The organism is Aureimonas sp. Leaf454 (assembly GCF_001424685.1).
Classification (GTDB): domain Bacteria; phylum Pseudomonadota; class Alphaproteobacteria; order Rhizobiales; family Rhizobiaceae; genus Plantimonas.
Genome location: NZ_LMQT01000012.1, coordinates 460,680 through 473,177, shown reverse-complemented (window position 1 = coordinate 473,177; position 12,498 = coordinate 460,680). Strand labels below are relative to the sequence as shown.

10 protein-coding genes are annotated in these 12,498 nt (G+C 69.4%); 6 read left to right on the top strand and 4 right to left on the bottom strand.

Annotation, left to right across the window (positions count from 1 at the left end; all coding sequences use genetic code 11):
- Nucleotides 1-24: 24 nt before the first annotated feature.
- A complete protein-coding gene (locus ASG43_RS10980) occupies nt 25-978 on the bottom strand; it encodes a substrate-binding domain-containing protein (RefSeq protein ID WP_056504329.1) in 954 nt (317 codons plus the stop codon).
- Between the two features lie 218 nt (nt 979-1,196).
- Between ASG43_RS10980 and chrA the strand changes: the two genes are divergently transcribed.
- From chrA to ASG43_RS10955, 5 genes are all read left to right on the top strand, one after another.
- A complete protein-coding gene (chrA, locus tag ASG43_RS10975) occupies nt 1,197-2,417 on the top strand; it encodes a chromate efflux transporter (RefSeq protein ID WP_056504555.1) in 1,221 nt (406 codons plus the stop codon).
- A gap of 154 nt (nt 2,418-2,571) precedes the next feature.
- Nucleotides 2,572-4,416 carry a dihydroxy-acid dehydratase gene (gene ilvD, locus ASG43_RS10970; protein ID WP_056504326.1) on the top strand — a complete coding sequence of 615 codons (1,845 nt, stop codon included), beginning with the start codon at nt 2,572-2,574 and terminating at the stop codon, nt 4,414-4,416.
- Nucleotides 4,417-4,533: 117 nt separating this feature from the next.
- Nucleotides 4,534-5,613, top strand: a complete 1,080-nt coding sequence (locus tag ASG43_RS10965) for a type III polyketide synthase (RefSeq protein ID WP_348271075.1) — start codon at nt 4,534-4,536, stop codon at nt 5,611-5,613.
- Nucleotides 5,610-6,320: a methyltransferase gene (locus ASG43_RS10960; protein WP_056504324.1), complete on the top strand. Its 711-nt coding sequence runs from the start codon at nt 5,610-5,612 to the stop codon at nt 6,318-6,320. The genes ASG43_RS10965 and ASG43_RS10960 overlap by 4 nt, the downstream gene beginning before the upstream one ends.
- On the top strand, nt 6,317-7,495 hold the full coding sequence (locus ASG43_RS10955; protein ID WP_056504321.1) for an FAD-dependent oxidoreductase: 1,179 nt from the start codon (nt 6,317-6,319) through the stop codon (nt 7,493-7,495). Before ASG43_RS10960 ends, ASG43_RS10955 begins: the two co-directional genes overlap by 4 nt.
- Before the next feature lie 57 nt (nt 7,496-7,552).
- Here ASG43_RS10955 and hutH read toward each other — a convergent pair whose 3' ends face one another.
- Nucleotides 7,553-9,082, bottom strand: a complete 1,530-nt coding sequence (hutH, locus tag ASG43_RS10950) for a histidine ammonia-lyase (protein WP_056504318.1) — start codon at nt 9,080-9,082, stop codon at nt 7,553-7,555.
- A gap of 136 nt (nt 9,083-9,218) precedes the next feature.
- The gene (locus tag ASG43_RS10945) at nt 9,219-10,031 is read right to left on the bottom strand and encodes a PhnD/SsuA/transferrin family substrate-binding protein (protein WP_162244710.1); all 813 of its coding nucleotides are present in this window, start codon (nt 10,029-10,031) and stop codon (nt 9,219-9,221) included.
- A 485-nt stretch (nt 10,032-10,516) separates the two neighbouring features.
- On the opposite strand from ASG43_RS10945, the gene ASG43_RS10940 reads away from it, so the two are divergent.
- Complete coding sequence (locus ASG43_RS10940) at nt 10,517-11,503, top strand: fatty acid desaturase (protein ID WP_082490820.1); 987 nt, start codon at nt 10,517-10,519, stop codon at nt 11,501-11,503.
- 13 nt (nt 11,504-11,516) lie between these two features.
- Here the strand turns inward: ASG43_RS10940 and ASG43_RS10935 are convergent, their stop codons facing one another.
- The gene (locus ASG43_RS10935) at nt 11,517-12,383 is read right to left on the bottom strand and encodes a helix-turn-helix transcriptional regulator (RefSeq protein ID WP_056504314.1); all 867 of its coding nucleotides are present in this window, start codon (nt 12,381-12,383) and stop codon (nt 11,517-11,519) included.
- Nucleotides 12,384-12,498 lie beyond the last annotated feature (115 nt).

The window sequence follows — 12,498 nt, the reverse complement described above, 5'->3', positions numbered from 1 at the left end:
TCCGAGCGAGGGCGCCCCGAACCTCTACTTCGTCTCGGAGATCCGCTCGGCCTTGTCGAGATTGTCCTTGCCGATGACGATCGGCGTCAGGAGAACGAGGGACTCCGCCGGCTTCGTCCCGGTGCGCGCGAAATCGACGGCGATGCGCAGAGCCCGGCGCGACTGCTCGCCCGGAAACTGCTCGACCGTGCCGGCGAGCCCGCCGTCGCGCACCGAGGCGAGGGCCTCGGGAAGCGCGTCGAAGCCGTAGATCTTGACGTCGGTGTGGCCCGCCGCCGTGCAGGCTTCGAGAGCGCCGAGCGCCATGTCGTCGTTGGCGCAGACGATGACGTCCGGCTTCCCGTTGGCCGAGAGTCCGGCTTCGGTCACCGACAGAGCCTCGGCCCGGGCGAAGTTGGCCGTCTGCTCGAAGACGATCTTGTAGGCGTCCTTGCCGTCGAGAATCGCGTGGACGCCCTTGTTGCGGTCGATCGCGGGACCCGCGCCCGGCTGGCCCTGGAGGTGGAAGATCGTCGCGCCGTTCGGGAACGCCGCCAGGATGGCCTGGGCCTGGGCCTCGCCGCCCTTGGCGTTGTCGGCGCCGACATGGGCGAGGATGCCCTCCACGCCGTCGACGCGCCGGTCGATCGTGACGACGGGAATGCCGGCCTGCACGGCCTGCTCGACGGCCGGCGCCAAAGCGTTCACGTCGAGCGGCGACATGACGATCGCATCGACCTTCTGCACGATCGCGGCCTCGACGTCGCCGGTCTGCTTGGGCGCGGAATTCTGGCCGTCGCTCTCGATCAGCGTGATGCCGCCCGTCGAGGCGGCTTCCGCCTTGATCTGGTTCAGCATGTGCACGAAGAACGGAAAGCCGAGGCTCGGAACGGAGGCGAGGATGGTCAGCGCCTTGTCCTGCGCGAAGGCGGAGGGCGCGAGACCGGCCAGCGCACCGGCGGCGACGGATGTCATCAGGAATTGACGTCGGGTCTGCATGGTGATCCTCCCCAGGAAAAAGCCGGCGGTCGCTCGTTGTCGACGTCGTTCCGGCCCGGCTGGGATACTAGACGCGCTGTTCGGGCCACCGCAAGGGGGCCGAACCATGGCCGCGGGGCTGGCCGGGCCGGCGCGGCCGGCATGTCCGCGATCGTTTCGGCGGCGCGGGACCGATGGGGGTTGAGGCGATGACGACGGCGGAGGCCCAAAGGGGCGTGATGGCGGACGACCGGGAGATCCCCGGCGATCCCGCCACCCGGAACGGCACGGCCTTCGAGGTCTTCCGGGCCTTCCTGATGCTCGGGCTGACCTCCTTCGGCGGTCCGGTGGCCCATCTCGGCTATTTCCGGCAGGCCTTCGTCGTCCGGCGCGGCTGGATCTCGGATGCGGCCTATGCCGATCTCGTTGCGCTCTGCCAGTTCCTGCCGGGTCCGGCGTCGAGTCAGGTCGGCATGGCGCTGGGGCTGCGCCGGGCCGGCGGCTGGGGCCTGCTGGCGGCCTTCCTGGGGTTCACCTTGCCCTCGGCGCTGATTCTCCTGGGCTTCGCCCTTGGCGCTTCGGCCGTCGGGGGCGCCGGCGGCGCCTGGGTCGACGGGGTGAAGGCCGCGGCCGTCGCCGTCGTGGCGCAGGCCGTGCTCGGCATGGCGACAAGCCTTGCAGCCGGCCGCAACCGCGCGGCCGTCGCGGGCGCCGCGGCGATCCTGGCGCTGCTCGTGCCGGGGGCTCTCGGACAGGTGCTCGCCATCCTCTTCGGCGGTCTCGCGGGGCTTCTCGCCGTCGACGCGGCGGCGGCCGGCGCGAGCGCGGCCGACTCGCTGGACGTTCCCGTCCGGCGGCGCACCGCGGTCGCCGCCCTCGTCCTCTTCGCCGCGCTGCTCCTCGTCCTGCCGCTTCTCGCGGCGTCCACCAGCGCCGGCTGGGCGATCATGGCCGACGGTTTCTACCGCTCGGGCTCGCTCGTCTTCGGCGGCGGCCATGTCGTGCTGCCGCTCCTGCAGTCCGAATTCGTGGAGACCGGGCGAATCGGGCGCGAAGCCTTTCTCGCCGGCTACGGCGTGACGCAGGCCGTGCCCGGTCCGCTCTTCACCTTCGCCGCCTATGTGGGCGCCGCGAGCGGTCCGGCGCCGAACGGCGTCGCGGGCGCGGCGCTCGCGATCGGCGCGATCTTCCTGCCCTCCGCTCTCCTCGTCGTCGGCGTCCTCCCGTTCTGGCAGTCGCTGCGCCGGTCGACCCGCGCGCGGCGAGCGCTTGCCGGCATCAACGCCGCCGTCGTCGGCCTCCTCGCCGCCGCGCTCTACGATCCCGTCTTCACCGAGGGCGTGACCTCGGCTCCGACCATGGCGATCGCGATCGCGAGCTTCGTCGCCCTCGTGGCGTGGAAGGTGCCGGCCTATGCCATCGTCGGCGCCGCCGCCCTGGCCGGTTTCGCCGTCCTCTGAGGCGCGTCCGCGGGCGCCGGAAGGCTTTTTTCTCTTCTGTTCCAGCGATATCGCGCCTTCGTCGTCATTTCGCCTCATGGGGGAGGTTGGAACGCTGGCCCGTCAGGTGTAATGACGGGTACGGTTCCCGTTCCCGCAAGACCCAGAGGTCGCCATGCCCGCCTATCGTTCCCGCACGACCACCCACGGCCGCAACATGGCCGGCGCCCGCGGTCTCTGGCGCGCGACGGGCATGAAGGACGAGGACTTCGGAAAGCCGATCATCGCGGTGGTGAATTCCTTCACGCAGTTCGTGCCCGGCCACGTCCACCTGAAGGATCTCGGCCAACTCGTCGCGCGCGAGATCGAGGCGGCCGGCGGCGTCGCCAAGGAGTTCAACACGATCGCCGTCGACGACGGCATCGCGATGGGCCACGACGGCATGCTCTACTCGCTGCCGAGCCGCGAGCTGATCGCCGACAGCGTCGAGTACATGGTCAACGCCCATTGCGCGGACGCCATGGTCTGCATCTCGAACTGCGACAAGATCACCCCCGGCATGCTGATGGCGAGCCTGCGCCTCAACATCCCGACCGTCTTCGTTTCCGGCGGTCCCATGGAGGCCGGCAAGGTCGTCTGGCCGGACAACACGGTGAAGAAGCTCGACCTCGTCGACGCGATGGTCGCCGCCGCCGACGAGCGGATCTCCGACGAGGACGTGAAGATCATCGAGCGCTCGGCCTGCCCGACCTGCGGCTCCTGCTCCGGCATGTTCACGGCCAATTCGATGAACTGCCTGACCGAAGCCCTCGGCCTGTCGCTGCCCGGCAACGGCTCGACGCTCGCCACCCATGCCGAGCGCCGCCGCCTCTTCGTCGAGGCGGGCCATCTCATCGTCGATCTCGCCCGTCGCCATTACGAGCAGGACGATGCCGGCGTCCTGCCCCGCGCCATCGCGAGCTTCGCGGCCTTCGAGAACGCGATGACGCTCGACATCGCCATGGGCGGCTCGACCAACACCGTGCTCCATCTCCTTGCCGCCGCGCACGAGGGCGAGGTCGATTTCACCATGGCCGACATCGATCGCCTGTCGCGCCGGGTGCCCGTCCTCTGCAAGGTCGCGCCCTCCATCGCCAACGTCCACATGGAGGACGTCCACCGCGCCGGCGGCATCATGGGCATTCTCGGCGAGCTCGATCGCGCCGGGCTCCTCGACACCTCCGTCGGGTCGGTCCATGCCGAAAGCCTCGGAGCGGCGCTCGATCGCTGGGACGTCAAGCGCACGGACAGCCGGACGGTCCACGACTTCTTCCGCGCCGCGCCCGGCGGCGTGCCGACGCAGGTCGCCTTCAGCCAGGACCGCCGCTACGACGAGGTCGACACGGACCGCGAGGGCGGCGTCATCCGCAATGCCGATCACGCCTTCTCCAAGGACGGCGGGCTCGCCGTGCTCTACGGCAACCTCGCCGAGGACGGCTGCATCGTGAAGACGGCGGGCGTCGACGCCTCGATCCTCACCTTCACGGGCCGGGCCCGCATCTTCGAGAGCCAGGATTCCTCGGTGAAGGCGATCCTCTCCAACGAGGTCGAGGCCGGCGACATCGTCCTCATCCGCTACGAGGGGCCGCGGGGTGGGCCGGGCATGCAGGAAATGCTCTATCCGACGAGCTACCTGAAATCGAAGGGCCTCGGAAAGGCTTGCGCGCTCGTCACCGACGGCCGCTTCTCCGGCGGCTCCTCGGGCCTGTCCATCGGCCACGTCTCGCCGGAAGCGGCCGAGGGCGGCCTGATCGCGCTGGTGGAGGAGGGCGACACGATCGAGATCGACATCCCGAACCGCAAGATCAGCCTTGCCGTGCCCGATGCCGAGATCGCCGCGCGCCGCGAGGCGATGCTGGCCAGGGGCGCCGACGCCTGGAAGCCGGTCGAGATCCGCAAGCGCAAGGTGACGACGGCCCTGAAGGCCTATGCCTCCATGACGACGAGTGCGGCACGGGGCGCGGTCCGCCAGGTCGACTGAGCCTGAAAGACCGTTCGCTTCCTCCGCAATCTGCGGCAATTGGTGCCGCGCCCTCCGGTTGATGGGGGGCGCAGCACCGCTAAGTGACGGATCCGTCGCCGATTCCGGTGCCTGGATGTGTTCGACGTGCCTGACGCCTATCTCAACCGCATCGCAACCGCCGTTCCGTCCAACGAGGTCCACGGCTTCTTCCTCCGCTTCGCAGCCTCGCAGCTTCGCGACGATCCCCGCCGACAGGCGGTCTTCGCGCGGATGGCCGATCGCGGCGGTATCGTGAACCGCTTCTCCTGCATCCGCCCGGCCGGCGATCCCGACGGCGAGAGCGTCGACGTCGAGGGCACGTTCCGCCGCGGCGCGTTTCCCGGCACGGGCGAGCGCATGGCCCTGTTCGAGGCCTGGGCGCCGCATCTCGCCGAGGCCGCGATCGGCAAGCTCGACCTCGGCGAGGATCGCAGCGGGATCACCCACCTCGTCGTGACGAGCTGCACGGGTTTCTCCGCGCCGGGCATCGATCTCGACATCGTCGCGCGCTGCGGCCTGTCGCCCTCGGTCGAGCGCACCATGATCGGCTTCATGGGCTGCTATGCCGCCATCAACGCGCTGAAACTGGCCCGCCACATCGTCCGCTCCGAGCCGCAGGCGCGGGTGCTCTGCGTCAACATCGAGCTCTGCACGCTGCACCTCAAGGAGACGACGGACCTCGAACGCCTCCTGTCCTTCTGCCTTTGGGGCGACGGCTGCGCCGCGGCGCTCGTGACCTCGGATCCCAAGGGACTTCGCCTCGACGGCTTCAAGGCGTTGCTGGCCGCCGACAGCCGCGAGCTGATGACCTGGAACGTGCGCGACGACGGCTTCGACATGGTCCTGTCCGGCCGTGTTCCCAAGGCGATCGACACGGTTCTGCGTCGTCATTCCGCCGAGGTCCTGAAGGGGCGACGGCCGGACGAGATCGATCTCTGGGCCGTCCATCCCGGCGGCCGATCGGTGCTCGACGCCGTTTCCGAGGCCCTCGACCTCGCCGACGACGCGCTCGACACGTCGAGAGCCGTCCTGCGCGAGAACGGCAACATGTCGTCGGCCACCGTCATGTTCGTGCTGGAGCGGATGCTGGACCGGCCTCGGGGACTCTTCGGCTCCGCCATGGCCTTCGGCCCCGGCCTCACCGCCGAGACGATGCTGTTCGAGACGGCGGGATGAGCGGCGGGCTGTCCCGCCGGCGCGTCGAGCCCGAAATCCTCGACGACCTGAGCGAAGCCGATCCCCGCGCCGTCGCCTCGCGCCGGGACCTTCGCCGGGTGAACGCGTTGATGCTTCATCGCGGCATCATGACGAACCTCCTGCGCGAGAGCCTCGTTGTCCCGCCGCGCCGCATGCTCGAGATCGGAGCCGGCGACGGAACCTTCATGCTGGCGGTGGCGCGAAAGCTGGCGCACCGATGGCCGGACGTCGAACTCGTGCTCCTCGACCGCCAGAGACTGGTGACGGACGAAACGATCCACGCCTATCGCGGCCTCGGCTGGCGCGCCGAAGCGGTCGCCGCCGACGTGTTCGAATGGACCGGGGGCGGGACATCGTCCGGCTTCGACGCCGTGACCGCCAATCTCTTCCTGCACCATTTTCGCGAGGCCGAACTTGCGCGGCTCCTCGCGGCTTTGTCCGCTCTCGCGCCGGTCGTGATCGCCACCGAGCCCGCGCGCGCCGGCTTTGCGCTCTTTGCTTCGAACCTCCTCTGGGCGATCGGAGCGAACGACGTGACGCGCAACGACGCGCCGGCAAGTGTTCGGGCGGGCTTCGCGAAGACCGAGATCTCCGCGCTCTGGCCCCCCGGCGAGGGCTGGCACCTCCGCGAAGGGCGGCGCGGGCTCTTCACGCAGGCCTTCGTCGCACAGAAGGCCGCGCCATGAGATTCGATGTCGTCGTGATCGGGGCCGGGCCGGCCGGCGCCACCGCCGCTCTGTCGCTGGCACGGGCCGGACGCTCCGTGGCGCTTGTCGAGAAGGCCGTCTTTCCCCGCCGCAAGGTCTGCGGCGAGTTCATGTCGGGCACGAGCGTCGCGGTGATCGATCGCCTCGGCCTCGGCGGCGCATGGCGCGACCGGGCCGGGCCGGAGGTGCGCCGCCTCGCGCTCTTCTCCGGCGAGCGGATCGTACCGGCTCCGATGCCCGGCGCGGCGACCGGTCCTCTCGGCCGGGCGCTGGGCCGGGATGTCCTCGACACGCTCGCCGTCGAAGCGGCGACGAAAGCCGGCGTTCAGGTCCTCCAGCCGGCGCGCGTCGTCGGGATCGAACGGAGCGGGCCGGGGCATCGCGTCCGCATCGCGCGCGAGGGGGCGCAGGATGAGGTCGACGCCGACATCGTGATCGCCGCCCACGGGTCCTGGGAGCCCGGCGCCCTGCCGACGCAGGGAGCCAAACGGAACGGACCCGGCGACTTCCTCGGCTTCAAGGCGCATTTCACGAACGGCCGTCTCGATCCCGACCTCATGCCGCTCCTGTTCTTTCCCGGGGGCTACGGCGGCATGGTCTGGGCCGATTCGGGGCGGTTGTCGCTGTCGCTCTGCATCCGGCGCGATGCGCTCGCCGAGGCCCGTCGCCGCCACGCGGCCTCGTCGGCGGCCGACGCGGTCTTCGCCCATCTCCTCGAAACCTCCCGCGGCGTCCGCGAGGTGCTGGCCCTGGCGAGCCTCGACGGACCCTGGCTCGCCGCGGGTCCGATCCGGCCCGGCATCCGGCGCGGTTACGACGACGGCATTTTCCGCGTCGGCAATGTCGCGGGCGAATCCCACCCGATCATCGCGGAGGGGATCTCGATGGCGATCCAGTCGGGCTGGCTCCTGTCGAACGCGCTCGAGCGCGTCGACCTGCGCGATGCCGATGCGCTCGCCGGGGCCGGCCGCCGCTACGAGGCGGCGTGGCGACGGCAGTTCTCGACCCGGATCAGGGCCGCCGCGATCTTCTCCGCCATCGCCGTCCGGCCGGCCATGGCCGACCTCGCGGGCCGCGTCTCGCAGGCGGTGCCGGGTGTCCTGACGTTCGGCGCCGCGCTGAGCGGGAAGACGCGAGCGCTGGCGGCGGGGTGAGGGGGTGGTGCGCCAAGCGTTCGACCCTCGCGCCACCGGGACGCGGGGAGGAGCCGCTCAGAGGACGGGCAGGATCCCCGCCGAGATCGCGCCGGTCAATGCCCCGGATCGGACCAGTTCCCCCGCCGCCGCGAGATCGCCCGCGAGATACCGATCCTCTCCGAGCGGCTGGACGACGCCACGGATCACCGACATCGCCTTCCGGAGTTCCGGTCCGGTCTCGAGCGGTGCCCGGTGCTCGACGCCTTCGGCGGCGGTGATCGCCTCGATCCCGATGATGGCGGACAGGTTCTGCGCCATGGGGAGCAGGCGGCGGGCCCCGTGGCAGGCCATCGAGACGTGGTCTTCCTGGTTGGCGGAGGTCGGCGTGGAATCGACGGAGGCGGGATGCGCCATCTGCTTGTTCTCGCTCATCAGCGCCGCCGACGTGACCTCGGCGATCATCAGGCCGGAATTGAGCCCTGGATTTCGGGCGAGGAACGGCGGCAGGCCGAAGGACAGGGCGGGATCGACGAGGAGCGCGATGCGGCGCTGAGCGATCGCGCCGATCTCGCAGATCGCGAGCGCGATCGTGTCCGCGGCGAAGGCGACGGGCTCTGCGTGGAAATTGCCGCCCGAAACGACCGAACCGTCCGAGAGGACCAGCGGATTGTCGGTGACGGCGTTGGCCTCGATCTCCAGCGTTCGCCCCGCCTGCCGCAGGAGATCGAGACAGGCCCCGCCGACCTGCGGCTGGCACCGCAGGCAATACGGATCCTGCACCCGCTCGTCGCCGTCGAGATGGCTGTCGCGGATCGCCGAGCCGGCGAGAAGCGCGCGCAGGGCCGCGCCCGCGTCGATCTGCCCGCGATGGCCGCGCAGCGTATGGATCTCGGGATGGAAGGGGGCGGACGAGCCCATGGCCGCGTCCGTCGAGAGCGCGCCGGTGACGAGCGAGGCCTGGAAGGCGCGGGTGGCGCGGAAGAGGCCGGCCAGCGCCAGCGCGGTCGAGACCTGCGTGCCGTTGATCAAGGCAAGCCCTTCCTTGGCGGCAAGCACGACGGGTTCGAGACCCGCAGCCGCCAGCGCCTGCCGCGAGCCCATGCGCTCGCCGTTCCAGACGACCTCGCCTTCTCCGATCATCGCGGCCGCCATGTGCGCGAGCGGTGCCAGATCGCCGGAAGCGCCGACGGAGCCCTGCCCGGGAATGACGGGCAGGATGTCGGCTTCCAGCATGGCCTCGATCAAGGCGACGATCTCCAGGCGCACGCCGGACGCGCCATGGCCGAGCGAGAGGAGCTTGGTCGCCATGACGAGGCGCACGACGCCCGAATCCAGCGGTCCTCCGACACCGCAGCAATGGGAGAGGATGAGGTTGCGCTGGAGCGTCGCGACGTCGCCCGGCGCGATGCGCACGCTGGCGAGCTTTCCAAAGCCCGTGTTGATGCCATAGACGGCCCGGTCGCCCGAAGCGATCTCCGCGATCCGGCGTGCCGCCGCCTCGACGGCGCTCCGGCAGCCGGGATCCAGCCGCACGGGACCGGCGCCGCCGTAGATCCGTTCCAGCGTTTCGAGCGTCACGGCACCGGGAACGAGGACGAGGGTCATGCCGGTCTTCTCCGAACGAAAGGGGGTGGGGCCCGCCGACGATATCTCCCGACGAGGGTCGGGCGGGCCCGGCTTCAACTCTCATACGCCATCGCGGCGATGCCGCCAGCCTTTCGGCGCGGCGACGCGGGCGGGCTTATGCGGGAACCCGATAGCCGGCTTCGACGGCGGCGCGATCGAAGGCGAGCGTCCGCTGGAAATCGGCCGGGCCGACCGTTCGAAATCCCTCGATGGCGAGCGCCTCGCCGATCGGCGGGAACCAGGAGCGGCCGGCCGCGTCCGCGAAGGCGCCGGCCAGCTTCGTTCTGTCGGCCGAAGACAGCGCCGGCGCTGCGACGAAGGCCGGCATCGGGGCGGTTTCCGTGACGTCGAGGACGCGGATGCCGGAGACGAGACCGGGCTCGTGCCGGCGCATGAGAAGATGCCAATAGGCATCGAGCGGGCCGATGTCGATCGTGCCGTCGAGAACCGCGTCGAGCACCCGGCGCGGCGTGACGAGATCGCCGACCGACTGCGCGTAGAGATGGGGCCGTCGTGCCGTCCGGTGGCGCAGGAGATGATGACGCACCGCATTGAAGCCGGAATGGGAGTGCGCCGCCGTCCAGCCGATCCGTCCGCCGAACGTGTCCTCCAGCCTCTCATAGGGGGCATCCGTGCGCACGACGAGTTCGGTCCGGTAGATCGCCGCGCCGCCCGCCCAACTCGCCGCGGGCACCGGCGCTGCGATCGGCCGGATGTCGGCGAGCCCGAGGGCGATGGGATAGCCGCACATGAGGACGGCGCCGAGATCCGCCCGCCGCCAGAGCGGCTCCAGCGGCTGCGGCGCCGGGTAGCGGAGATAGGCGAGGGGAACGCCGGCATCCGCTGCCACATGCTCCAGAAGCGTCTCCCAAGTCGCCTCGATCCGAGGCGTCGCGGCATACATGCGGGCATTGGCGATCGGCGTCATGGGAAACTCCTCCAACCGGTCGCGCTGTCGGCCGCGGCGGTCTTCGTGACTTGGCCGGGAGCACGACCGGATCGTCCTCCCGTGTGATGCGATCGCGTCGACCATCACCATACCGCGCTGATGAACGATCCGCCGTGTTCAGGGAAACGATCTCATCCGATCGAGCGATGGCATCGTCGCCAGGCTCGAGGTCGTCAGGCTCGAGACAGGGGGCGGGTGCAACGCTCGGTGCGACATCGCCGGACGCTGACCTGGACCTCCGGGATGACGCCGGTGTGTCAAGATCGCTTGACTTATAGTCATATCACCAAACGTTTTTTTTCGCTCCAAAATGATGAAAAGATACCATTTGTCGATTTTGTGAATTTAACGGCGACGATCATATCGATTTGCGGTTTAATGTCGCATCATTAACCTTGCCGAAATTCGGACGGACGCGCTCTCATGGACCCGGGGACATCGCAGTCTGGCAGGGGTTCGATGCAATGCAAGATGAGGTCGGGGACATCCGGGGGGCGTCGCGGCGTCGGCGGACGGTCGAGGCGCCGACGCTCGTGCTGGCAGCCGTCATCTACGGCGGCTTCGCCGCGGTCACCTTCGCGTATGACACGATGCCTTGGTGGCTCTTCGCGGTCCTGGGTGCCTGGCTCGTCGCCTGGCAGAGCTCCCTCCAGCACGAGATCCTGCACGGCCATCCCACGCGGTCGCGCCGGATCAACCGCGCGCTCGCCAACGTGCCCCTGTCGCTCTGGCTTCCCTACGAGACCTACCGCCTTTCCCATCTGCGCCACCACCGCGACGAGCGGCTGACCGATCCGCTGGACGATCCGGAATCGCGTTACGTGACTCCGGAGGACTGGTCGCGCCTCGGACCGCTCGGACGCCGGATGCTGGCCGCGCAGAAGACGCTGGCCGGTCGTCTGGTCCTCGGGCCTGCCTGGATGATCGTCCATTTTCTCGCCGACGAGACGAGCAAGATGGTCGACGGGGATCGTGCGACGCTTCGCATCTGGGTCGGGCACCTCCTGCGCGCCGTGCCGGTCGTCGTCTGGGTGACGGTCGTCTGCGACATTCCTCCGCTCACCTATGTCGCCCTCGTGGTCTACCCCTCGGTCTCGCTGCTCCTCATCCGATCCTTCGCCGAGCACAAGGCGGCGGACGGCGTGGCGGAGCGCACCGCGATCGTGGAGAACAGCCCGGTGCTCGGCCTTCTCTTCCTCCACAACAATCTCCACGCCGTGCATCACGAGCGCCCGTCCATGCCCTGGTACGAGATTCCCGCCTGGTACCGCGCCAACCGCGCACGGCTGATCCTGGAGAATGGCGGCCATGTCTATGACGGCTACGGCGCCGTCTTCCGCCGCTACCTCTTCGCCTCGCACGACAGTGTCGTCCATCCGATCGCGGCGGCGGCTCCGTCCTCCCGGCCGGAGGTCCCGACCGGCGCCAGTGACGGCCTCGTTCTCACCTGATCTCCCGAACGTCCTATCGGATCTCCGAGAGGAGATCGTCGAGGAAGCCGGAAATCTGATGCGGCTGGACGACGGCGAGGCGGATCAGCTCGTCGAAGCGGCGGCCGAAGAGGCGGACGTGCTCCACGGCGTTGAGCACGAGATAGCTGGTGCCGAGAAACAGTGCGACGCGCTTCGGACCGAACACGGTGAAGGGGCTCGAATAGACCTCGCTCAGCGTGTAGCCGTAGATTCGCAGGCTCGGATAGAGTTCGACATAGAGGTGTTTCAGGTGTTCCAGCTGCTCGATGCGCATGGCGAGGGGAAGGCCCTCCCACTTGCCGCTGGCATGGGCGAGCATGGTGAAGGACTGAACCGCCGCGCAGATTTCCAGCTCGCTGTCCGGCCGACGCATGATGTCGAGCCGCGCGCCGACCGAGCCGACCACCGATTCCGGCGAGCCGAAGGCCGCCGCGCGATATTCGAAGCGAAGGACGTTTTCCGTCTTCAGGAAGTCCGGCAGGTTTTCCGGAACGGTGCGGATGCGAAATCCTTCCGCTTCGCGCAGCCAGCGTGCGAAGCGCTCGTCGATCGGCGAACGCGTGTGCGGCTCGATCTGCAGCATGGCCTCGATGATCTCGGCGCCGATCTCCTCGCGCTGGCTGAGCCCCAGCAGCCAGTCGACGGACACCCGGCAGGCCGAGGCGATGGCGATCAGCGTGTCGGCCCGCGGCAGGCGCGGCGTGTCGCCCGCGAGAAGCTGCGAGAGGGTCGAGCGGTCGACATCGGCAAAGCGCGAGAAGGCCGCCTGTCGCATGCCGGTGCGCGCGATCACCTCCGCCAGACGCTCGCGGAAGATCTCGGCCGCGCCCGGTCTGCCATGCGGCGCCTGCTGTATCATCGGGTCTCGTTCCGTTCGTCGATGAAACATTATCAAACTTCGGCAACGTTTCGATGCGCGAACTGCCGCGCCCTCTCGCGAAAAGGCGTCGTGTCCATGCTTTTCAGGACGCTGT

Coding starts and splice junctions, on each gene's coding strand:
- ASG43_RS10980 (WP_056504329.1), bottom strand. CDS start 978: ATGCAGACCCGACGTCAATTCCTGATGACATCCGTCGCCGCCGGTGCG.
- ASG43_RS10945 (WP_162244710.1), bottom strand. CDS start 10,031: ATGACGCCGATCGCCAATGCCCGCATGTATGCCGCGACGCCTCGGATC.
- ASG43_RS10960 (WP_056504324.1), top strand. CDS start 5,610: ATGAGCGGCGGGCTGTCCCGCCGGCGCGTCGAGCCCGAAATCCTCGAC.
- ASG43_RS10935 (WP_056504314.1), bottom strand. CDS start 12,383: ATGATACAGCAGGCGCCGCATGGCAGACCGGGCGCGGCCGAGATCTTC.
- ilvD (WP_056504326.1), top strand. CDS start 2,572: ATGCCCGCCTATCGTTCCCGCACGACCACCCACGGCCGCAACATGGCC.
- ASG43_RS10955 (WP_056504321.1), top strand. CDS start 6,317: ATGAGATTCGATGTCGTCGTGATCGGGGCCGGGCCGGCCGGCGCCACC.
- chrA (WP_056504555.1), top strand. CDS start 1,197: ATGGCGGACGACCGGGAGATCCCCGGCGATCCCGCCACCCGGAACGGC.
- hutH (WP_056504318.1), bottom strand. CDS start 9,082: ATGACCCTCGTCCTCGTTCCCGGTGCCGTGACGCTCGAAACGCTGGAA.
- ASG43_RS10940 (WP_082490820.1), top strand. CDS start 10,517: ATGCAAGATGAGGTCGGGGACATCCGGGGGGCGTCGCGGCGTCGGCGG.